This is a genomic window from Micromonospora sp. CA-111912 (assembly GCF_050948415.1).
Taxonomy (GTDB): Bacteria; Actinomycetota; Actinomycetes; order Mycobacteriales; family Micromonosporaceae; genus Micromonospora.
In genome coordinates this window covers 2063034-2084475 of sequence record NZ_CP192007.1, presented here as the reverse complement: position 1 = coordinate 2084475, position 21442 = coordinate 2063034, and the positions used below count along the sequence as shown (strand labels likewise).

18 protein-coding genes are annotated in these 21442 nt (G+C 73.4%); 17 read left to right on the top strand and 1 reads right to left on the bottom strand.

Annotated elements, in window-relative coordinates:
• The first annotated feature begins 237 nt into the window (after nucleotides 1–237).
• The 17 genes from ACQPZO_RS09475 to ACQPZO_RS09395 all read left to right on the top strand — a co-directional run bounded on the left by ACQPZO_RS09475 (nucleotide 238) and on the right by ACQPZO_RS09395 (nucleotide 18486).
• The gene (locus ACQPZO_RS09475) at nucleotides 238–3861 is read left to right on the top strand and encodes a phage tail protein (RefSeq protein WP_433348873.1); all 3624 of its coding nucleotides are present in this window, start codon (nucleotides 238–240) and stop codon (nucleotides 3859–3861) included.
• On the top strand, nucleotides 3849–4643 hold the full coding sequence (locus ACQPZO_RS09470; RefSeq protein WP_433348871.1) for a hypothetical protein: 795 nt from the start codon (nucleotides 3849–3851) through the stop codon (nucleotides 4641–4643). The genes ACQPZO_RS09475 and ACQPZO_RS09470 overlap by 13 nt, the downstream gene beginning before the upstream one ends.
• Nucleotides 4633–5244 (top strand): DUF6939 family protein, encoded by a 612-nt coding sequence (locus tag ACQPZO_RS09465; RefSeq protein ID WP_433348869.1) that lies wholly within the window; start codon nucleotides 4633–4635, stop codon nucleotides 5242–5244. Before ACQPZO_RS09470 ends, ACQPZO_RS09465 begins: the two co-directional genes overlap by 11 nt.
• Nucleotides 5245–5321: 77 nt before the next feature.
• Nucleotides 5322–5501: a hypothetical protein gene (locus ACQPZO_RS09460; RefSeq protein ID WP_433348867.1), complete on the top strand. Its 180-nt coding sequence runs from the start codon at nucleotides 5322–5324 to the stop codon at nucleotides 5499–5501.
• A gap of 180 nt (nucleotides 5502–5681) precedes the next feature.
• Complete coding sequence (locus tag ACQPZO_RS09455) at nucleotides 5682–7211, top strand: phage tail sheath family protein (protein ID WP_433348865.1); 1530 nt, start codon at nucleotides 5682–5684, stop codon at nucleotides 7209–7211.
• Nucleotides 7212–7235: 24 nt separating this feature from the next.
• Nucleotides 7236–7679 carry a phage tail protein gene (locus tag ACQPZO_RS09450; RefSeq protein WP_350888608.1) on the top strand — a complete coding sequence of 148 codons (444 nt, stop codon included), beginning with the start codon at nucleotides 7236–7238 and terminating at the stop codon, nucleotides 7677–7679.
• A 4-nt stretch (nucleotides 7680–7683) separates the two neighbouring features.
• Nucleotides 7684–8133, top strand: coding sequence for a hypothetical protein (locus ACQPZO_RS09445; RefSeq protein ID WP_433348863.1), 450 nt, complete (start codon nucleotides 7684–7686; stop codon nucleotides 8131–8133).
• Nucleotides 8130–8288, top strand: coding sequence for a DUF6760 family protein (locus ACQPZO_RS09440; RefSeq protein ID WP_433348861.1), 159 nt, complete (start codon nucleotides 8130–8132; stop codon nucleotides 8286–8288). Before ACQPZO_RS09445 ends, ACQPZO_RS09440 begins: the two co-directional genes overlap by 4 nt.
• 52 nt (nucleotides 8289–8340) lie before the next feature.
• On the top strand, nucleotides 8341–10917 hold the full coding sequence (locus ACQPZO_RS09435; protein ID WP_433348859.1) for a hypothetical protein: 2577 nt from the start codon (nucleotides 8341–8343) through the stop codon (nucleotides 10915–10917).
• 59 nt (nucleotides 10918–10976) lie between these two features.
• On the top strand, nucleotides 10977–11414 hold the full coding sequence (locus ACQPZO_RS09430; protein ID WP_117672064.1) for a phage tail protein: 438 nt from the start codon (nucleotides 10977–10979) through the stop codon (nucleotides 11412–11414).
• 3 nt (nucleotides 11415–11417) lie between these two features.
• Complete coding sequence (locus ACQPZO_RS09425) at nucleotides 11418–12188, top strand: LysM peptidoglycan-binding domain-containing protein (RefSeq protein WP_433348856.1); 771 nt, start codon at nucleotides 11418–11420, stop codon at nucleotides 12186–12188.
• A complete protein-coding gene (locus tag ACQPZO_RS09420) occupies nucleotides 12172–14013 on the top strand; it encodes a VgrG-related protein (protein WP_433348855.1) in 1842 nt (613 codons plus the stop codon). Before ACQPZO_RS09425 ends, ACQPZO_RS09420 begins: the two co-directional genes overlap by 17 nt.
• A gap of 26 nt (nucleotides 14014–14039) precedes the next feature.
• Nucleotides 14040–14321, top strand: coding sequence for a PAAR domain-containing protein (locus ACQPZO_RS09415; RefSeq protein ID WP_433348853.1), 282 nt, complete (start codon nucleotides 14040–14042; stop codon nucleotides 14319–14321).
• Between the two features lie 5 nt (nucleotides 14322–14326).
• Complete coding sequence (locus ACQPZO_RS09410; RefSeq protein ID WP_161692193.1) at nucleotides 14327–14737, top strand: GPW/gp25 family protein; 411 nt, start codon at nucleotides 14327–14329, stop codon at nucleotides 14735–14737.
• Nucleotides 14737–16692: a putative baseplate assembly protein gene (locus ACQPZO_RS09405; protein ID WP_433348851.1), complete on the top strand. Its 1956-nt coding sequence runs from the start codon at nucleotides 14737–14739 to the stop codon at nucleotides 16690–16692. The genes ACQPZO_RS09410 and ACQPZO_RS09405 overlap by 1 nt, the downstream gene beginning before the upstream one ends.
• A gap of 31 nt (nucleotides 16693–16723) precedes the next feature.
• A complete protein-coding gene (locus ACQPZO_RS09400; protein WP_433348849.1) occupies nucleotides 16724–17248 on the top strand; it encodes a phage tail protein in 525 nt (174 codons plus the stop codon).
• Nucleotides 17245–18486 carry an NADase-type glycan-binding domain-containing protein gene (locus ACQPZO_RS09395; protein ID WP_433348847.1) on the top strand — a complete coding sequence of 414 codons (1242 nt, stop codon included), beginning with the start codon at nucleotides 17245–17247 and terminating at the stop codon, nucleotides 18484–18486. The genes ACQPZO_RS09400 and ACQPZO_RS09395 overlap by 4 nt, the downstream gene beginning before the upstream one ends.
• On the opposite strand, the gene ACQPZO_RS09390 is transcribed toward ACQPZO_RS09395, so the two are convergent.
• Nucleotides 18401–21298 (bottom strand): BTAD domain-containing putative transcriptional regulator, encoded by a 2898-nt coding sequence (locus ACQPZO_RS09390; RefSeq protein WP_433348845.1) that lies wholly within the window; start codon nucleotides 21296–21298, stop codon nucleotides 18401–18403. The two genes, ACQPZO_RS09395 and ACQPZO_RS09390, sit on opposite strands and share 86 nt — an antisense overlap.
• Between the last annotated feature and the right edge of the window lie 144 nt (nucleotides 21299–21442).

The window sequence follows — 21442 nt, the reverse complement described above, 5'->3', positions numbered from 1 at the left end:
TCGCGGCACTCCCAAGAGGCCGCACGGTCAGTGACCAGTGACTCCGAGTGTCGGACGCTCGTTTCCACGGTGAACTGACGATGGCGTGCCCGGCCCGGGAGGTACAGCGTGAAGGCGCCGGCCGAGGAACGAGGTGCGGAACGCGCTCCGGTACGCCCGGCAGCGCCTGCACCGGCCCGGGCGGCTGATGACTCCGACGCCACGACCGCAGCACACCGAGGCCCTGGGGCGCGTCCCTTGAGCCCGGCCGTCGCCCAACGGTTGCAGGCAACAGCCGGCAACCGGGCGGTGTCCGCCCTGGTGGCGCAGCGCAGGGCGGCTGGATCGGCCGCGCGGCGATCGCCGACCACCGCCCGATCGACTTTCGGCGGCAGGGCATCGAAGACGGGTTCGACATCGTCCTGCTCCTCGGCAACGGTCCAGCCGACGACGGCACCAGCGACCGGTGGTGCCGGTCCGGAGGTTGTCGACCCGTCGGTTCACGTACCGGTGCAGCGGCTGGCGACCGACGCCGGTCCCGTCCACCGCCCCGGGCCGCAAGCCGACCCGAAGTTCGCCGCGCTGAAGGCGGACGTGCGGGGCAAGCAGCAGGTCCTCGGCGCACACCCGCCGGCAACGTCGGAGGCGTCGAAGGCGCAGGGCGCGGCGAAGGCGCCGCAGGACGACAAGGAGGCCCAGGGCAAGGCGGCGAACGCGGAGAAGATGAACGCCGCCAAGCCCGGCGAGTTCGACAAGGCCGCGTTCGTGCGCTCGGTCAACGAGGCGATCGCGGCGCAGGCGCCGAAGAACCTCGACGAGGCCGACAAGTTCGGCGACTCGGGCAAGGCCGACGCGGTCAAGGGGCAGGTGCAGGGCCAGGTCACCGACGGCAAGAAGGCCTCGGCCAACACGATCGAGACCACGACCAAGGCTCCGCCGGACACGTCCCAGGCGGTCGACAAACCCGTCACGCCCCTGGTGGCGGACAAGCCCCCCGCTACTCCGGGGATGCCGGACCCGGCGAAGGCCGTACCGGACAAGGCGCCGCCGGCTGCGACGGACCTCTCCGGCGGGCCGAAGCAGGTCGACCAGCAGATGGCCGACGCGCAGGTCACCGAGGAGCAGCTCGCGAAGTCCAACGAGCCGGAGTTCACCGGGGCGCTGAAGGAGAAGGACGCCGTCGAGCAGCACGCGGCCACGGCCCCGGGTCAGATGCGGGCGGCCGAGGCGCAGACCCTGACCGGGGCGAAGGCGGCGGCCGGGGCTGCCGGGGCGACGGCGATGACCGCCCTCACCGGGGACCGCAAGCAGGCGGGGCAGGCGGTCGGGGCGGGCAAGGAGCAGGCCAAGTCCGCCGACGAGGTCAAGCGGGCGCAGGTCACCGCGACGTTGCAGAAGGTCTTCGACGCCACGAAGAAAGACGTCGAGGAGATCCTGTCCAGCCTGGACAAGAAGGTCGACGAGAAGTTCAGCGCGGGCGAGAAGGCGGCCCGGGACGCGTTCACCGCCGAGCACACCCGGCTGATGGACGCCTACAAGGACAAGCGGTACTCGGGGCTGCTCGGCAAGGGCCGGTGGATCAAGGACAAGTTCGCCGGGCTGCCCGAGGAGGCCAACCAGATCTTCGCCACCGCCCGCAAGGGCTACGTCGACCGGATGCAGCAGGTCATCTCCGGCGTGGCCGACGTGATCGGCGCGGAGCTGACCCGGGCCAAGCAACGCATCGCCACCGGCCGCACCGAGTTGCAGGCGGCGGTGAAGGGTCTCGCGCCGGAGTTGCAGGCCATCGGCAAGGAAGCGGCCGGCGAGTTCGCCGGGAAGTTCGACGAGCTGACCGAGTCGGTGAACAACAAGGGCACCGAGCTGGTGCAGACCCTCGCGTCGAAGTACAACGAGGCGCTCAAGTCGGTCGACGAGGAGATCGCGGCCGAGAAGGAGAAGAACAAGGGCCTCGTGGCCAAGGCCGTCGACGCCGTCGCCGGGGTCATCAAGACGATCATGCAGCTCAAGGACATGCTGATGGGTGTCCTGGCCAAGGCCGCCCAGGCGGTCATGGCGATCATCAAGGACCCGATCGGGTTCCTCGGCAACCTGGTCAGCGCGGTCGGGGCCGGGCTGCGCGGGTTCCTGGCCAACATCGGCGAGCACCTGAAGAAGGGACTCGTCGGCTGGCTCACCGGGGCGATGGCCGGGGCGGGGCTGGAACTGCCGGCGAAGTTCGACCTGCGCGGCATCGTCATGATGGTCGGCTCCCTGCTCGGGCTGACCTGGGCGTCCATCCGGGGCCTGATCATCCAGCGCGGGGTGCCCGAGCCGGCGATGGGTGCGGTCGAGAAGTCCGTCCCGCTGGTGCAGAAGGTGCAGGCGCAGGGCCTCGGCGGCCTGTGGGAGGAGATCCAGGACAAGGTCGGCGACCTCAAGGCCAACCTGTTCTCGAAGATCAGCGAGTACCTGATCCCGACCGTGCTGATGGCCGGCATCACCTGGATCATCTCGCTGCTCAACCCCGCCTCAGCGTTCGTCCGCGCGGTCAAGATGATCATCGACTTCGTCACGTTCATCGTGACCCAGGGTGCGCAGATCCTGGAGTTCGTCAACTCGGTCCTCGACGCGATCATCGCGATCGCCGGCGGCGGGACGGGTGGGGTGCCGGCGCTGATCGAGAAGGCCCTGGCGCGGTCGGTGCCGGTGCTCATCGGGGTGCTGGCCGCCGTCCTCGGCGTCGGCGGGATCGCGCAGAAGGTCCAGAAGTTCTTCAAGTCGCTGAGCGCGCCGGTCAGAAAGGCCGTGCACTGGGTCGTCGACAAGATCGCCGCCCTGGGCAAGAAAATCTGGGCCAAGCTCAAGGCAAAGGGCCAGAAGCTGAAGGGCCGGCTCAGCCGAAACAAGACCCCCGAGCAGAAGCGCCACTTGCTCGACCAAGGCATGGCCGCCGGCGTTCGTGCTGTCAACAAATACGCCGGCAAACCGGTAAAGAGCTCCTTGATAAAGCCACTACTCTCGGCAATCCGACTTCGCTACGGGTTGTCATCCCTCCATGCGGAGAAGACTGGCGAACATTGGTCCGTCACCGGAAAGATCAATCCGGAGCAAACCAAGCCCACGGAGGCCCTCACCGGCAGCGAGGTGCGAGGAGCTGTCGCCGCGTATCGCGGAATCCACTTCAAGCGCACGTGGGATCCGGACACGTACGACAGAACGTTGCAGCAGAAATTGGTAGGGAAGCCTGAGTTCAGCGCAGCCGCCCGAGAGATCGCGGGAAGTCGCACGCCGGACGGCTCCGACGTTCCGGAGAAAGATCTGACAGCAGCGGCCGAACTGGTTCAGGAGACCGTGAAGAAAACGAAAGACCCCCAGGCCGTCCGGCAATGGTGGGGGAGCCGCAAACAGCAGTTCGACAACCTCTATCTCGCACTGCTTCAGCGGTACATCAACACGTACAACGCGTTTGAGAAAGAGTTGAAGGACCCCAGCACGAAGCCTGGCGGAATGGGGTTCACCACCATTCCTTTCATGTCCACGTCGAAGAAGGCCGAACACTCCGCGGCATACGCCAAGGGGGAGAAGTTTATCGACGACAAGGACAAGAGGACGGTTGGCGTGGTGGGCAGGGTGTTCGTATACGTATTCTCGCTGCGACAGTTGCAGCAGCAGGATCCAGCCAATGTCCAGGAGCTACAGAACGGCGGAAAGGTCAAGATCGGGCCTCGAATCATCCATGAGGGCGAGGTGACCTTCACCGGCCACATCCCCGGGGAAAACCGAGTGGCCGAGGTAGACGCAGGTGAAGCGGACAGCGTGAGCGGTGTCGCGGACAAGGCACGAGCGGCAGCGGATTCGCATGGAGCAGCGGAAGGGGGGATTCGCGAATGGACTTCCTGACAGTCGAACGTTATGTCGACCTGCTCGCCGCCGAGTTGGACGCGGTCGCCGCACCCCCAGGACCGACCCGGCGACTCGGCGTAGTCGACCACATGCCTTCCGCGCTCGATCTTGTCCGCCGTGACCTGCACGCGGCCGCAGCCGAACTCAGCTTCGGAAAAGAAGCTGGGAAGCTGTCATTCGCCACGGACCTCGCACGTGAGACGGCTTCCTATTTGTACGCCGCCGGCGCAGAGCACAGGTGCTGGCGACGTTGGGCGGCACTCACTGCATTCGGCCATGCGATCAATGATCAAATTCTCGCAGCGTGTCCCTATGCGATACTCGGGGGCGAATGGTGTCTACTGGAGTCGATGTCGCCGCTCACGCCGGAATCCGGTCCCCCCTCGGCCATCGCCCTTTGGCGGCTGGCGATCAACGCAACTGCCACAGACGACCTGCCCGACAGCGACATAGTTGATCAATCCTGGCGGACACTGCTCACGGCCATACCATCCGGCGAGCGGACCGCAATCGATCAAGCACTCGGCAATATCGCGGAGTTCTGGATCGCCGAGTCGGAAGGCGACTGGGAGTTCTACCATCCCCGCAGCGCGCCGGACTTCGACCCTGAGCCCTGTGCAGCCGCCGCACTCGCGCGGCGCTACGGGTGGTCGCCGGTCAGCATGGCCCGCGAGGTTATTCGTTACCTGGAACCCGGTCTGGCCAACGGTTTTCCGGGGGAGCTTTATCCCCGACTACCCGCACTCCCCTGCTTCGAAAGTGACCGCGATGGCGATTGAGGTGGCAAGCCGACGACGCTCGCCCGCCTCCCTGGCTGTCGCGTACCCGGACGCGTCAGTCGCGGACGTCACCTCGCGTGGACCACAGCCCTGGGTGCGCCTCAGCCCATTCTATCCGCACGGCGACATCCCTGTGCCCGGCTCTCCCGGCGCCGTCGGCCAGTCGGTAGAGGGCATCTGGCAGGCGTTGAAGGTATTCGAGACGTGCGATGTCGATCCACGCAGGCTCGCCATCGATTCAATGAGGGGAATCAAGCGGACGAGTCGGCAGTACGGACAGGTGCTCGGTCACCGGTACGGCTTACAGGGCGGCACTCTTCTCCCTTACGGGGTGGCTCGCCACCGGATTTACCTTCCGTGCTACCGCTGGATGCTCGAGAACAAGGCCGCAGAACTGATCGACAAGCTCGCCCGCCTGAGCGACCAACGGCTGGTAGTGCTGCTCGACTACAACACCAACTCCAACGTGGATGACCTAACCCGACCCTTATCCCATGCAGGGTTGATCCAGCTCTACGTCGAAGGTCGATGGCCAAGTTCGACGCAGGCAATTGAGTACCAGTCGGATGGTCGTGACAACGACAGTCAACCGATGGCATAGAAGGTGGACCACTACTGATGACCGGGTAGACGTCAGTCGATTCCACCATCGAGTCCGGTCGCTACTCACGAGAGCAGTTGTTGCAGCTCGCCGAAGCCGCGGACCCAGGATTCGACCGGTCCATGTTCGCCCAGGCCATCGGGGCGCTGGCGCAGGTCACCGACACCGCGTTCGCGGACTACGGCACGCGTCCGGATCAGATCGCGCCCTTGCGCCAGCGCTTCGTACAGTGGCGCGACGAGCTGATCAGCGGGTAGACCGCGTCGGGTCGCCGACCGGACGGACCGGACCGCCCCGACAGCGCGGCCCGTGCCTCACCACAACCGGACGGTTGCCTGAAAGGACATCAACTCCTTCCCGATCAATCGGCCCGCCGGACGTGTGAAGCCCCGCACGTACGCGGGACGCTCGACCCGACCGAGGGACGAGGAGGCGGGATGCCCAACTACCTGGCACCGGGCGTGTACGTCGAGGAGGTGGCCGGCTCGCGCCCGATCGAGGGCGTCGGCACGGCGGTCGCCGCGTTCGTCGGCTTCGCCGCGCAGGGGCCGTTCAACACCCCGACCCTGGTGACGAACTGGAGCCAGTACTCGCAGGTCTTCGGCGAGTTCGCCCCGGACTGCTACCTCGGCCACGCCGTGTACGGGTACTTCATGCAGGGCGGCGGGGCCGCGTACATCGTGCGGGTCGGTGGCGACCGGGCCAGCGACGAGGCCCTGCCGTCGGCGCCCGAGCCGACCGCGATCCTCGGCACGTACCGGGTGGTGGCCCGCGCCCTGCCCGAGGGCGTCCCGGACGACCTCTCGGTCGAGGTCGCCGACCCGCCGGAGGGCGCGGGCGAGGACCGGTTCAACCTCGTCGTCAAGCGCGGCGGTCAGGTGGTCGAGACGTTCGAGTCGGTGACCACCAAGCGCAGCAAGGACAACGTGGTGACCGTCGTCCGCGAGAAGTCCAAGCTGATCACGATCGAGGAGGCCGCGCCCACCGGCCAGCTCGCCCGGCCCACCGGCGGCGAGGTGGAGCTGATCGGCCCGGGGCCGACCGCCGCGCCCGAGACCGTCTCCGCCGACGAGTACGTGGGCGACGCGGCGGAGCGTACCGGGTTCGGCGGCCTGGAGGCGGTCGACGAGGTGACCATGGTCGCGGTGCCCGACCTGATGGGGGCCTACCAGCGTGGCGCGATCGACCTGGAGTCGGTGAAGACCGTGCAGTCCGCGATGATCGCCCACTGTGAGCTGATGGGCGACCGGATGGCCATCCTGGACCCGCCGCCGGGGCTGTCGCCGCAGCAGGTCAAGGAGTGGCGCACCGACCAGGCCGGCTACGACTCGAAGTACGCCACGCTCTACTACCCGTGGATCAAGGTGTTCGACCCGGTGACCGGCACCAACCGGTTCATGCCGCCGTCGGGTCATCTGGCCGGGGTGTGGGCCCGCAACGACGCCAACCGGGGCGTGCACAAGGCCCCCGCGAACGAGACGATCCGGGGTGCGATCGCCCTGGAGACGCAGCTGACCCGCGCGGAGCAGGAACTGCTCAACCCGATCGGCGTCAACTGCATCCGCTCGTTCCCGGGCCGGGGCATCCTCGTGTGGGGCGCGCGCACCCTGTCGTCCGACCCGGCGTGGCGGTACCTGAACGTGCGGCGGCTCTTCAACTATCTGGAGGAGTCGATCCTCAACGGCACCCAGTGGGTGGTGTTCGAGCCCAACGACCACATGCTCTGGGCCCGCATCCGCCGCACCATCAGCGCCTTCCTGGTCAACGAGTGGCGGCGGGGCGCGCTGTTCGGGCTCACCCCCGACGAGGCGTTCTACGTCAAGTGCAACGAGGAGACCAACTCCGCCGAGAGCATCGACGCCGGCCAGGTGATCTGCCAGATCGGCGTGGCCCCGGTGAAGCCCGCCGAGTTCGTCATCTTCCAGCTGGCGCAGATGTCCGGCGGCACCAGCCTGGTCAACGAGTAGTCCCCAAAGCGTCAGGAGGCAGTCGTGCCGCTCCCCGATTTCGACTCCGCCGTCGGCCACTCGTTCGGCCTTGAGGTGGACAGCATCATCATCCGCCAGATCACCGAGGTCTCCGGCCTCAAGATGGAGCAGGACGTCATCGAGTACAAGTCGAACACCGCCGACGGCAAGTTCGCCGTACGCAAGGCGCCCGGCGCGCCGAAGGCCGGCGAGGTCACGCTGACCCGGGGCCTGACGGCGGACAACAGCTTCGAGCGGTGGGTCAAGGACTGCCGCTTCGGGAAGATGGGCTCCGCCCGCAAGGGCGGCGCGATCATCGTCTTCGACTACGAGGGCATACCGATCAAGCGGTACAAGCTCACCAACGCGTGGGCGAAGAGCCTGGAGATCAGCTCGCTCAAGGCCGGCGACACCAGCGTGCTCACCGAGAAGCTCGTGGTGACGTACGAGTCGATGGAGGTCGAGTAGCCCCATGCGCCGCACGTCGTCCTTGGTCCCGCCGCCCGGCCCGGAGCCGGCCGAGTCGCCCGCCGTCGCCCCGCGCCGCGAGACGCTGCGCACGGAGTTCCCGTTCGAGCTGCCGCGCGGCTACGTCGACGGCTCGGGCACGGTGCACCGGGACGGGGTGATGCGGCTGGCGACGGCTCGCGACGAGCTGGTGCCGCTGCGCGACGACCGGGTCCGGGAGAACCCGCCGTACCTCACGGTGGTGCTGCTCAGCCGGGTGGTCACCAGGATCGGCACGGTGCTGGACGTGCACCCGGGCGTGGTGGAGGACCTGTTCGCCTCGGACCTGGCGTTCCTCCAGGACATGTACCGGCGGATCAACAGCGAGGGGCACACCCGGGCGAGCGTGGTGTGCCCGGAGTGCCGGCACCGCTTCGCCGTCGACCTCGCCGGTGGGCGCCTGGGGGAATCGTGACGTACGCGGCCGACCGCATCTACTCCGAGGTCGCGTACGTCGCCTACCACTTCCACTGGTCGCTGGACGAGATCCTCGACCTCGAACACGGCGAGCGGCTGCGCTACGTGACGGAGATCGCCAGCATCAACACCCGCATCAGTCAGGGACGGTGACCCGATGTGGCCGTGGCGCCGGCGATCGCGGGGGACCGTGCAGCGGTCCATCGTGGACGCGCCACCCGGAGACGGCTCACCGGCCCCCACCCGGAGCGGGCCGCCGGCGTGGCAGAGCCTCCCACCGCTCCAGCGGGTCATCCCGGACGAGCCACGGCTGAACCTGCCCGACACGTTCACCGGATCGCTGGCCGCGTGGCGCGACCCGTCGTATCTGGCGCCCCTCGGTCACCTCGTCGGTGCCGCCGAGCCGGCCGGGGTGCTGCACGAGACGGCCGTGCCGGTGAGCGAGTCGCCCCGCTCGGTCCCGGAACCCGTCGGCCGGACGCACGGCGACGGCCCCGGGCCGCTGCCGCTCGCGGCGCCGTCGGCGGACCACCGCCCGCCGGCACCGTCCCTGCAACGACAGGCCGCCGGCCCGCCGGGAACCACACCGGTGCCGGAACATCCGCTGGCCGTGCCGGCCCGGGGCCGGGCGGTGCCCGTGGAGCCGGTGCCGGTCAGCCGGCTGCTGACCGCGCCCCCGCCGCCGGAGGAGCTGCTCCTGCCGGTCGCCGACCGCCCGGCCGACCCGCCGCCGGAGGCTCCCCGCCCCGACGCCGCCTCGCCCGAGGCACCCACCCTCGGACGGGACGACCCGGCGACGGGTGACGCGACGGCCCCCGCCGGTCCCCTCGGCGGTGACGTCCCGGGTCCGGCGTCGGACGCGTGGTCGGCGGCGGCTGCCGCCGGGTCCCGCACGTCGGGCGGCGCCGGGCCGTCCGCACCGGACCTGCCCGTGCAGCGACTCGTCGGGGACGGCCCGAGGCAACCCCGGCGGCTCGGGCTGGGCGAGCCGATCGTGTCCCCCGTGCTCCCCCCGGCGCCCCGGCCGACCGGCGACGCCGCTCCCCCGGCGGTGCAACGCTCCGCGCCCGGGCAGGATCCCGAGCAGGTACGACGCTCCGCCGCCGGAGAGGGCCGGGCGGGCGGCCCGCAGCCGAGGGCCGCCGCGCCGCTCATCCAGCGGTCGCCAGCCGGCGGGAGCGGGCCGGTCACCGAGCCCGGGGCCACCGGCCGACCGGCCGACACCGGAGGCGCGGCACCGGCGGGCGACTCGACCACGCTCGTGGGCTCCGGGGCCGTCACCGTCTCCCGGCTCGGCACGGAAGCTTTCCCCACCGGTCTCGGCCCCTCCCCCGTGGGGCCGCAGGCCGAGGCGGGGACCGCCGACGGGGACCAGAACCCCGTCGGCGGTCCCCCACCGCCCGCCGAGGGTCTGCCGCTCGCCGGTCCGCCGCGCGGCGACGCCCCGCCCGCCCGTTGGGCCGGCGGCGCGGCAGACCCGGGTACGGGCGAACCGGCACCCGTCCAGACGTTCGTACCGCCCGCCGGAGAGACACCGCCAGGCGGGTTGACGACGGTCGGTGGGGAGACACCGCCCGACGGGGGGACGACGGCCGGTGGGGACGGGCCGGCGGGGGTGGGCGTGGCCCCGCTGCTGGGCGGGCCGCCCACGTCGACGACCCCGGGCGGCACCTCCTCCTCAGCGGACGGGCCGGCGGCCGGCGCTCGGGTGGTGGAACCGGCCGGCGGTCCGGGGGCGGGACAGGCAGGCTCCGGCGGCCCCGACCTGCCGGTGGTGGCGCGCCTGGCGACGTCGGCCACCCCGACCGGCCCCCACGCCGGGGAGCCGTCGACCGCCGCCGGACCGGTCCCCCACACCGAGTCGCCGACCGGCACCGTCGCCCCGTACGACGGCGGACCGAGCTCGGTCGGTGGCGCCCCGGCCGGCTGGGAGGCCGTCACCGACGGCGACACGAACCCGGTCGGCGGCGTCGCGGCCGGCGGGGAGAACGACGGCGGACCGGACGTCGCCGGCCTCGTCGGCGGAGACGGCGGCACGGCGGACCCCACCGGCGACGCGGCCGGGCCGGCCGGCCCCGCAGGGGTGGACGCGGGCGGGAGCGCACCCCCTCCCCTGCCCCTGGTCGTGGCCCGGCTCGTCGGTGACCGCCCGCCCCCGCTGCTGACCGGGGCCGGGCCGGTAGCCCCGCCGCCCGACCGGCCGGCCGTGCAGCGGGTGACCTGGCAGCGGGACGAGCCACCGGCCGGCGGCGGGCGGGCCGCCGCACCCGACCCGGAGCGGGCCGTCCCCGTGGACCTGTACGCGACCCCGGCCGCCGCGTACCTGAGCACCGCGCCGGGCGCGGCGGCATCGACCGACGCGGCCGGCTCGACCGGCGCGGAGGCCGGCGGCGGGCTCCCGCCCGTCCAGCGGTGGGTGGGCGCGCTTCCCGGCACGCCGTCGGCCGGCCGGCCCCGGGGGCGGGACACCGCGTCGCCCGGGCCGCCGCTGTCCGCGTACTCCATGGGTGAGCTGTCGGGTCCGGTCGTGCAGCGGGCCGAGCCGGCCGACGAGGCCACCCCGCCGCCCCCGGTCGACGCGCCCGCGGCGCCGGCCGCCGCCCCGCCGCCCGGTGGTGGCGGGGCGGCGGCCGGTGGGCCGGCGGCGCCGGGCGTCCCGCCGGCCGGCGGGGCCGAACCGGAGGAACTGCTGAAGAAGCTGTACGACCCGCTGCTGCGCCGGCTCAAGACCGAGCTGCGCCTCGACCGGGAGCGGCACGGGGCGCTCGGCGGGCCGGGCTGACGGGGACCGGGAGCCACGCCAGGGACCAGGGGACACACGCGCAGGACCAGGAGGGACGAATGGCCAAGGATGAGGTCGCCGTCGCGATCGCCTTCGTCGTCAGGATCGACGACCAGGATCTCGGCGCGTTCAACACCTGCGACGGGCTGGGCTGCGAAGTCGTCGTCGAGCAGCGCGAGGAGGGCGGCAACAACGGGCACGTGTGGCAGCTACCGACCCGGATGAAGTTCTCCAACGTCAAGCTGTCCCGCCCGGTCACCGCCGACAGCACGAAGCTGATGCGCTGGTTCTCGGGCATGGCGAACGGGATCACCCGCAAGACCGCCACCATCGAGGCCCGCACCCTGGAGGGCACGGTGATCGCCCGGTGGGGGCTGCTCGACGTCATCCCCGTCAAGTGGACGGGGCCGCAGCTCAGCCCGGACAGCCCGAAGGTGGCCGTCGAGACCCTCGAACTGGCACACCACGGCTTCTTCGGCCCCGGGACCGGGGGGTGACCCGTGAGCGCCTCTCCGGTCACCTTCACCGCCGCCGGCAGCCCCGCCGGGCGGGGTGGCGGCGCGCCGCCACAGCTCACCCACGCCTACCTGCAACTGCACGAGCCGCCCCGCAACGGCGGCACCGCCGCCCCGGGCCCGACGCTGAACCGGATCCCGTTCCAGTTCAACCCGAAGGAGCTGGCGCTGACGAAGACCGCCAAGTGGAAGCGGGACGCGCAGCGCAACGCGAAGAAGAGCGGCGTGCCGGAGTTCACCGGATCGGACCCGGCCAAGCTGACCCTGGAGATGTTCTTCGACGCCACCGGCACCATGGACAGCTCGGTGGTGAAGCGGGTGGAGGAGCTGTTCGCCTGCTGCGTGCCGACCGACGCGAGCCGGCAGCAGAAGAAGGGCTCCCCGCCGTGGGTGGTGTTCCACTGGGGCGGAATGGTGGGCTTCCCGGCGTTCGTGGCCAGCGTCAACGCGAAGTACACCCTGTTCACCCCCGGCGGCACCCCGGTGCGGGCGCTGTGCACGGTCACCCTGGAGGAGATCTCCGGGGAGCAGCCCGGTCAGAACCCGACGTCGGGGGCGCTCGCGGCCCGGGACGTCCACGTGGTGGTCGCCGGGGACACCCTGCACTCGGTGGCTCAGCACGCGTACGGGCGGGCGGGGCTGTGGCGGCAGATCGCCGAGGCCAACGACATCGACGACCCGATGCGGCTGCGGCCCGGCACCGTACTGCTGGTGCCCGCCCTCGAGGAGCTGCCGGACGGTGCCCGTGGCCAATGAGCAGTTCGCCAACGCGCTCCTCGTCGAGGTGGGCGGCAGCCCGCTGCCCGCGGAGATCGCCGCGCTGCTGACGTACGCGGCGGTCGACGACAGCCGCAACCTGCCCGACCGGTTCGTGCTGCGGTACCGGGACCCGGGCCGGACGGTGCTGGCCAAGGGCGGCTTCACCATCGGCGCCCCGGTGAAGTTGACCGTGCAGACCTCCGATCCGGGCGGCCCCGCGCCGCTGCTCGCCGGCGAGGTCACCGCCGTGGAGTGCGAGCTGGACGCCACCGGCACGTTCACCGAGGTCCGCGGCCTGGACCTGGCCCACCGGCTGCTGCGCGGCCGGCGGGTGGCCGCGTACCCGGGGATGAGCGTGCCGGACATCGTGCGGCAGGTGGCGCAGCGGGCCGGGCTCAAGGCGGGCCGGATCGACCCGGTGACCGGCATCGGCGGGGAGCCGGAGGCGCAGCTCAGCCAGGACAACGTCAGCGACTGGGTTTTCCTGCACCGGCTCGCGGCACTGGTGGGCGCGCAGGTGATGGTGCTCGACGGCGCGCTGCACCTGCGGATGCCCGAGCCTCCGGCGGGCGCACCGGACCCGTCCGCGCGGGCCACCCAGGACCCGCTGGTCCTGGAGGTCAACCGGAACCTGATCGCCCTGCGCGCCGGGGTGACCGCCACCGCGCAGGTGCCCGAGGTGGCCGCCCGGGGCTGGGACCCGGCGACGAAACGGGCGGTCAGCGCGACCGCCACCCCGAAGGTTCCGGGCGCCGACGGCATCGGCGTCGACCCGGCCGAGCTGGGAAAGAAGGTGGGCAGCCCGCCGTACCTGGTCGCCGACCCGACCCTGGGCTCGGACGCGGCGGTCCGGGCGGTGGCCGGCGCGCTCGCCGGCGACCTCGGCGGCGGCTGCGCGGAGATCGAGGGGGTGGCGAAGGGCAACGCCCGGCTGCGCGCGGGCGCGGCGGTGGCGCTGGCCAACATCGGCGAGCCGTTCCAGGGAAAGTACGTGCTGACCAGCACCCGGCACGTGTTCAGTGAGCAGGCCGGCTACACCACCGCGTTCACCGTCTCCGGCCGCTCCGACCGCTCGCTGTACGGGTTGACCGCCGGCGCGGCGGCGGCCGACCGGGCCGGCGACGGACTGGTCCCGGCGGTGGTCAGCGACGTGAAGGACCCGAAGAAGCTGGGCCGGGTCCGGCTCACCCTGCCGTGGCTGGACGAGAGGTACACCACCGGCTGGGCGCGGGTGGTGCAGCCCGGCGCGGGCGCCGGCCGGGGGGCGGTGCTGCTGCCGGAGGTGGGCGACGAGGTGCTGGTCGGGTTCACCGGCGGCAACCTCGACGCCGCGTACGTCCTCGGCGGGCTGCACAACGGCACCGACGCGCCGCCGAAGCTGGACACCGATCCGGTGGACGGCAGCAGCGGCCGGATCGCGGCGCGGGCCCTGGTCTCCCGCACCGGCCACCGGTTGGAGCTGTTGGAGGCCGGCAGCGGCCCGGACGGGATCCTGCTGGCCACCGGGGACCGGAAGTTCACCCTGCGGCTGGACCGCACCGGCCGGCAGGTCGAAATCGTCAGCGACGGCAAGGTCAGCGTGCGCGCCAAGGACGGGATCAGCCTGGACGCCGGCTCCGGGCCGCTGGAGCTGGCCGGGCAGCGGGTCACCGTCACCTCGAAGGGCGACGTCGGCATCGAGGGTCAGGGGCAGGTGCGGGTGAAGGGCGCGGCCGGCGCGTCCGTGGAGGGCGCGACGGTGAAGGTCGCCGGGCAGGGCGGCGCGGAGCTGACCGCGAGCGGCCCGGTCACCGTCCGCGGCGGCGTCGTCCGGATCAACTGACGGTACGTGAGTGAAGGGAGAGCGCCGTGCCACCAGCAGCTCGCGTCGGTGACCCCACCGCGCATCCGGGCGTGGTCGGCGGCCCCGGGGCGCCCACCGTCCTCATCGGCGGGCAGCCCGCCGCCACGGTGGGCACGATGCACGCCTGTTCCTTCCCGGGCATCCCGCCGCACCCCCCGTCGCCACTGCTGCCGCCCGGCTGCCCGACGGTGCTCATCGGCGGCCGGCCCGCCGCCCGTCTCGGCGACCTGACCGGCTGCGGGGCGCCGATCCTCGCCGGTTGCCCGACCGTGCTGATCGGCGGGTGACGCCGATGGCCACCGATTTCGTCGGCGCCGGTTGGGCGTTCCCGCTGCGCACCGATCCCACCGGCGGGATCGCCCTGGTCCGGGGGGACCGGGAGGTGGTGGAGAGCATCCGGCTGATCCTCGGCACGGCCCCGGGCGAGCGGCCGGGCCGCCCCGAGTTCGGCTGCGCGATCCACGAGCTGGCGTTCGCCCCGGCCGACCCGTCCACGGCCGGTCAGGTGGCGTACCAGGTGCGGCTGGCGCTGGAGCGGTGGGAGCCGCGCGTCGAGCTGGACGACGTGCTGGTCGACTTCGCCGACGCGGCCCGGGGCACCCTCTACATCGACATCCGGTACCGGCTGCGCCAGGACAACGACCCGCGCAACCTGGTCTTCCCGTTCTACGTCATCCCCGCGCACGACCCGGGAGCCGAGTGATGGCCCTGCCCGCCCCCCACCTCGACGACCGCCGCTTCCAGGACCTGGTGGACGACGCGAAGCGCCTGGTGCAGCGGCGCTGCCCGGAGTGGACCGACCACAACGTGTCCGACCCGGGGGTGACCCTGATCGAGACGTTCGCGTACATGGTGGACCAGCTGCTGTACCGGCTCAACCGGGTGCCGGACCGGCACTACGTGAAGTTCCTGGACCTGCTCGGCATCGTCCCGTTCCCGCCGGCGGTGGCGTCGACGGACGTGACGTTCTGGTTGTCCGCGCCCAGGGACGCCCCGGTCGTCGTCCCGGCCGGCACGCACGTGGCGACCGTGCGCGCGGAGAGCACGGAGCCGGTGACCTTCGAGACGCTGCACGAGCTGGCCGTGCCGCCGTGCCGGCTGGTCCGGGTGCTGACCGTGCCGGCCGGGGGGCGGGCGACGGACCGGACCGGGGACCTGGGCGGTGCGGACCGGATCCCGGCGTTCGCGGACCCGCCGGTGGCCGGCGACGCGGTGCTGTTCGGCCTGGACGGGGCGGTTCCGGGCAGCGCCGTGCTGCTCACCATGGACTGGGTGGTCGCCGGGCGCGGGGTGGACCCGACGAATCCGCCGCTGGTGTGGGAGGCGTGGACCGAGGGCGGCTGGGAGGAGTGCCCGGTGGAGCGGGACACCACGGGCGCGCTGAACCGGGCCGGCGAGGTGGTGCTGCACGTCCCGGCGCGGCACGCGGCGTCGGTGGAGGCCCGCCACCGCGCCGGCTGGCTGCGCTGCCGGCTGCGCGAGCCCGTCGCCGGGCAGCCGTTCTTCCATGCCCCGCCCCGGCTGGGGCGGGCGGAGGCGGTCACCATCGGCGGCACGGTGAGCGCCTGCCACTCCGAGCTGATCGGCGGGGAGACCCTGGGCGCGTCCGAGGGGGTGCCGGGGCAGCGGTTCACGGTGCAGCGGGCGCCGATCGTGGCCGCCGACGGCGCAATCGGGATCGAGGTGGGCGCCGCCGAGGGCTGGCAGACCTGGCGGGAGGTGGCGAGCTTCGCCAGCTCCGGGCCCGAGGACCGGCACGTGTGCGTCGACCGGTCCACCGGGGAGATCGGCTTCGGCCCGGCCGTCCGGCAGGCCGACGGCACGGTACGCCGGTACGGGGCGGTGCCGCCGAAGGGCGCGGTGGTCCGGATCCCGGCCTACCGCACGGGCGGGGGGCGGCAGGGCAACGTGGCCGCCCGCACGCTGAGTGTGCTGCGGGACCCGGTGCCGTTCGTGTCCACGGTGACCAACCGGGCGGCGGCCACCGGCGGCGTCGACGGCGAGTCGCTGGCCGAGACGTCGGTGCGGGGGCCGCTGAGCCTGCGTACCCGGGAACGGGCGGTCACCGCCGAGGACTACGAGCAGTTGGCCCGGGAGGCGGCGCCGGAGATGCTGCGGGTGAAGTGCGTGCCGGCCGGCGACGGCTCGGCGGCGGTGCGGGTGCTGGTGGTGCCGGCGCTGGGTGAGCACGGCGACGCCGAGGACGACGCGGCCCGGTTCGCCGCGCTGCGACCCCGCGACGAGGTACTGGACCGGATCAAGGCGTTCCTCGACGCGCGCCGCTGCGTGGGCGCCCGGGTGCTGGTGGAGCCGCCGTTCTACCAGGGGGTGACGGTGGTCGCCCGGGTCCGCGCCCGGCCGCGGGTGAGCACGTCCGCCGCCGAGTTGCGCCGCCGGGCGCTGCGGGCCCTGTACGACTACCTCGACCCGGTGCGGGGCGGGCCCGACGGTGACGGGTGGCCGTTCGGTCGGCCGATCCAGTCGGGCGAGCTGCACGCCGTGTTGCAGCGGGTCGACGGGGTGGACCTGGTGGAGGAGGTCCGGTTGTTCGGGGCCGATCCGACCACCGGGGAACGCGGCGAGGCGGTGCAGCGCATCGAGCTGGACGTCAGCGCCATCGCTTTCTCGTACGCCCACCAGGTGCGGGTCACCGGGTGAGCGGGCGCGTCGTCGAGGTCAGGAGGGGATGATGCGGGGTGCGGTGCCAGGGCTGGCGAGCCCTCACCCGATCGGGCAGGAGCTGCCCGCGGTGTACCTGGAGGACGACTTCGCGCAGCGGTTCACCGCCGGGCTGGACGAGGTGCTGGCGCCGGTCCTGCTGACGCTCGACTGCCTGGACGCGTACTTCGACCTGGACCTGGCCCCGCCGGACTTCCTGGACTGGCTGGCCGGCTGGGTGGCCGCGCCGGTCGACGGGGACCGGGCGCCGGACGTGCGCCGGGAGGTGGTCCGGCACGCGGTGGAGGCGCACCGGTGGCGCGGGACGGCCCGGGGCGTCGAGCTGGCGGTGCGGGTGGCCACCGGGGCACAGGTGGAGGTCACCGACAACGGCGGGGTGACGTGTTCGGCGACGCCGACGGGCGGGCCGCCGCCGGACGAGGTTCCGGAGGTCCGGGTCCGGGTCGTCGGGGCGGCCGACGAGGCGCTGGTGCGCCGGGTCGTCGCGTCCGCCGTGCCGGCCCACGTCCGGCTGACGCTGGAGATCGAGTCATGATCACCTGTGCGAACTGCGGCGCGTCCAACGCCGACGGCAGGCAGTTCTGCGCCGCCTGCGGCGAGTACCTGTGGGACGAGGGCACCGCGCGGCCCGCCTCCGGGCCCGCCGTCACCCGGGGCCGGCCGGAGACCGACCGGGCCACCGACGCGCCGACGGATCCGGTCGTCCCGGCTCCGCCGGGCCCCGGGCCTTCCACCGTCGGCGGGAAGCCGCCCGTCGGGCGGCCACCCGTCGGACCGCCGCCTGTCGGGCGGCCACCCGACCCGGCCGAGCCCGCCCCGGCCGAGCCCGCCCCGACCGTGGCCAAGCCGGGCGGGGCCAAGCCGGGCGGGGACAAGCCGGGCGGGGCCAAGCTAACCGGGGACGAACCAGTCCGCGCGGGCGACGGCACACCCCAAGCACTGCAGCCCGGGCCACCGAGCACCACCCGGGAGGCCCCGAGGCCGGTCGACCCGGTCGTTCCGGCGCCCCGGCCACCGGAACCGACCTGCCCCCACTGCGGCCGGATCAACCCGCCCGGCCGCCGGATCTGCCGGTTCTGCGGGAAAACTCTGACCGCGCCGGTCGCACCGGAGCCGGAGCGCGCCACCTGGTGGGAGCGGCTGCGGGACCGGTGGCGGCGGTTGTGGGACCGGGTGCGCCGCCGGGGGCCCCGCCGCTCCGCCCCGAAGGACCGCCGGGCCGCCGGGGCGGCCCGCCGGTTGCTGCTGCTCGTGCTCGGGCTCTGCCTCGTCGGCGTGCTGGCGGTGGCCGGGCCGCCCCTGGCGCGATGGGCCGTGGAGGCGGTGCGCGACCGCACCGAGGACCCGGCGTCGCTCGTCCCGGCGGCAATGAGCGCGTCGTCGGAGAAGCTGGGTGCCGGCGCGGCCCGGCTCACCGACGGGGCGAGCAACCGCTACTGGGCGCCGACCGGCACGGCCGCCGGTGCCTGGGTGGAGGGCCGCTTCACCGAGCCCGTGCGGCTGCTCACCGTCATCATCACCCCGGGCGTCGGCGAGCGGCGGCAGGCGTTCCTCGAAGCCGGTCGGCCGCGCGGGCTGACCGTGGTCACCGTCGACGCCGGCGGGAAGGAGAAGAAGACCGACATCGAGCTGCGCGACGAGCCCGGGGAGCAGCATTTCCCCGTCGAGGCGTCGAACGTGGTGCGGATCAGGCTGGTGGTCCGCTCGACGTACGGGCCCGGCTTGGATCCGGCCGTGGCGATCGGGGAGGCGGAATTCTTCGGTCGACGTTGACCGTGGCCCCCGGTGGCGTGGTCTCCGCGGGTGCCGGGTCGAGGCCGAGGGAGACGAGCACGTCTGCGTACCGGCGGCGGGCGTGCTCGGCCGCGGCGGCGTTGCCGGCCCGGTCGTGCGCCGCGATCAGCAGCCGCCAGCCGGCGTCGTGGCACGGGTCGATCTCGACGCAGCGGGCGGCCGTCGCGACCGCCGGATCGGCGTCGGCGCCGCCCAGGGCCGCCTCGGCGAGCTGCGCCGCCGCGTCCGCGGCCTGCCGCCGCAGCGTCTCCCGCTCGGCCACCACCCATTCCGCCGGGCCGTCCTCCGGCAGCAGCTCGCCGGTGTACGCGGCCACGGCCACCCGCAGGTCGTCGAGCGCGCGCGGGTCGCGGCTCGCCCCGGCGCGGGACGCCCGTTCCAGCGCGAGCCGGAACTCGGTGACGTCGCACCAGCTACCCGGGGGCAGCGCCAGCAGGTACGCGTCGCCGTCGCGGTGCAGCAGGCTCTCCCCCTCGCCGGCGGGCAGGTGGGGGTCGAGGAACCGGCGCAGGCTGGACAGGGCGACGTGCAGGGTGCGGGTGGCGGTGGCCGGATCGGTGTCCGGCCAGAGCGCCTCCAGGAGCCGGTCGCGGTGCACGGCCCGGCCCGCGTGCATGGCGAGGATCCGGGCCACGGCCCGGGCCCGGGGGCGCAGCGGCGACCAGTTCAGCGGCTCGCCGTCCAGGCAGATCCGGAAGCCGCCGAAGCAGCGTACGGTCAGCGGCGCCGTGTCCGGCGCGGCCGGTGCCGGGCCCCGCTCCGGGGTGACCCAGGCGGTGACTGCCGGCCGGGGCAGCCCGGCCTGCTCGGCGGCGGCGTGCACGGCGGACAGGCCCACCGCCCGGCCGGGCCCGGCGGGCACGCCCGCGGCGAGGGCGAGCACCCGTGCCCCCGGCACACCGGCGGCGCGGGCGGTGCTCTCCGCCCGGCGCACCTCGACCTCGGCGTCGGGCAGCCGGGCGCGCACGGCGGCCAGCGCGAGCAGGGACTGCACCCAGGCGGCGAGCACTCCGCTGTCCACGTCCCGGGCCCGGTCGAGCAGCCGGCTGGCCTCCTCCACCTCCGGGCCACCGTGCAGGGAGCGCGCCAGCGCGGCGCAGCCTGCCGCGAGCAGGGCCCCCCACCGGTCCTCCAGCCGGTCGCACTCCTCGACGACGGCGGCGGCCTCCTTGAGGTCGGCTTCCGCGCCGGCCAGCGCGGGCACGGCCCGGGCGAGCCGAGCCAGCCAGGGCAGGCCGGCCCGGTCGGCGTCCAGCCCGACTGCGACGGCCACGGCGGGTGCCTGCGGGTCCCCGCCGGCCGACGCGACGGCGGCGCGCAGCAGCCGGCAGGCCAGCCCGACGAGGCCGGCCTCGGATGGGGTCGGCCGGTCCAGGACGCGCGCCGCCTCGGCGGCGTGCCCGGCCAGCAGCAACGCGCCGGCCCGGACCAGGACGTCGGCCGCCCCGGTCAGCCGCTCCGCCTCGCCGACGACCACCATCGGGTGCCGGCGGGTGGCGGCCCGCAGCCAGCCGGACCAGTGCCCGCGCCAGTGCGGGCCGTCCGGCAGCCAGGCCGTCACGTCGGCGCGCAGGGAGCGGCAACGCGACCGGGCCGGCTCGCTGCCGAACATCTCCTCGGCCCGGCGCAGCAGCGGCACCGCCGCCGCCAGTTGACCCTCGTTGATGCGGTGCCGGGCGTCGGCGAGCACGAGCCACGGGTCCTCGGCGATGAACCACGTGGGCAGCAGGTCCGACCAGGGGTCGAGGCCCCGCACGGCGACGTCGCTACCGGCGGTGTCGAGCAACCGGTGCACGTCGGACCACTGCTGGGCGCGGGCGAAGCACCGGGCCGCCTCCAGCGCCGCCCCCTCCGCGGCGAGCAGCCGGCCGGCGCGGGCGTGCCAGGCGCGGGCCGCGGTCTCCCCCAGCTCCTCGGTGAGCGCCGCGATCAGGTGGGCGCGCAACACCTCGTGGTACGCGAAGGACCGGCCGCCGTCGTGTGAGACGGTGAACGCCTGCCGGCGCTCCAGCTCCTCCAGCGCGGCCTGGGCGTCGCCGTCGAGCAGCCCGTCGCAGCGCTCGGCGGTGAGGACCTCGAACACACAGGTCCGGACGAGGAACTGACGCAGGTCGGGGGCGAGCTCCGCGAGCACCGTGCGGGTGAGGTAGTCCCGGGACAGCGCGGAGCGTGCGCCCAACGAGGCGACCGCCCGCCGCCGGTCGGCCAGCGGTTGGCCCCGGGTGGAGAGGTGGTAGAGCTTCAGGCCGGCCGCCCAGCCGCCGAGCCGCCGGGCCAGGGCCGCCACGTCGTCGGCCGGCAGCGGCTCCCGGTAGATGTCGCGCAGCAGCCGTTCGACCTCCCAGGTACGGAAACGTAGTTGCTCGGCGTCGATGACGACGCTGTCGGAGAACTCGTGCCGGGTCAGGATCAGCGGCGGCATGCGGCGGGTGCCGACCAGCACCCGGACGCCCGTGCGGACCAGGGTGAGGGCTCGGTCCAGCAGCACGGACTCCCCGGGCGTTCCCTCGACCAGGTGCAGGTCGTCGACGACGAGCGGGCCGGCACCGGCGTCGGGCAGCGTCGCCTCCACACGCTCCAGCGCCCGCGCCGGGTCCGCGTCGGACGGCACGACGCGCAGCCAGCCCACGGGCCCGCGACCGGTGGCCGCGTACTGGGCGAGCAGGGTGGTCTTGCCGGACCCGGCGGGGGCGACGACCAGGCCGAGGGATCGGGGCCGGACGTCCAGCGCGGCGATCAGCCTCGACCGCGTGAGGCTCAGCGAAGGGCTACGGGCGGGTTCCGTCGGCATCGCGCACACCTCCCCGAGGTAGACGGCCGTCGAGCCGGCCCGGGACGAGCGACACCACTGATGGTAGTCATCAATACACCCTGGTAGCTGCCCGTGATCGGACACCTCGGTCGGATTTCGGCAGGGAACCGGCCACCTGCTGGG

Bases quoted from the DNA above. Each gene is read 5' to 3' on its own strand.
- ACQPZO_RS09465 (WP_433348869.1), top strand. From the start codon at position 4,633: ATGGCGATTGAGGTGGCAAGCCGACGACGCTCGCCCGCCTCCCTGGCT.
- ACQPZO_RS09400 (WP_433348849.1), top strand. From the start codon at position 16,724: ATGCGGGGTGCGGTGCCAGGGCTGGCGAGCCCTCACCCGATCGGGCAG.
- ACQPZO_RS09430 (WP_117672064.1), top strand. From the start codon at position 10,977: ATGGCCAAGGATGAGGTCGCCGTCGCGATCGCCTTCGTCGTCAGGATC.
- ACQPZO_RS09410 (WP_161692193.1), top strand. From the start codon at position 14,327: ATGGCCACCGATTTCGTCGGCGCCGGTTGGGCGTTCCCGCTGCGCACC.
- ACQPZO_RS09390 (WP_433348845.1), bottom strand. From the start codon at position 21,298: ATGCCGACGGAACCCGCCCGTAGCCCTTCGCTGAGCCTCACGCGGTCG.
- ACQPZO_RS09445 (WP_433348863.1), top strand. From the start codon at position 7,684: ATGCGCCGCACGTCGTCCTTGGTCCCGCCGCCCGGCCCGGAGCCGGCC.
- ACQPZO_RS09405 (WP_433348851.1), top strand. From the start codon at position 14,737: ATGGCCCTGCCCGCCCCCCACCTCGACGACCGCCGCTTCCAGGACCTG.
- ACQPZO_RS09470 (WP_433348871.1), top strand. From the start codon at position 3,849: ATGGACTTCCTGACAGTCGAACGTTATGTCGACCTGCTCGCCGCCGAG.
- ACQPZO_RS09455 (WP_433348865.1), top strand. From the start codon at position 5,682: ATGCCCAACTACCTGGCACCGGGCGTGTACGTCGAGGAGGTGGCCGGC.
- ACQPZO_RS09395 (WP_433348847.1), top strand. From the start codon at position 17,245: ATGATCACCTGTGCGAACTGCGGCGCGTCCAACGCCGACGGCAGGCAG.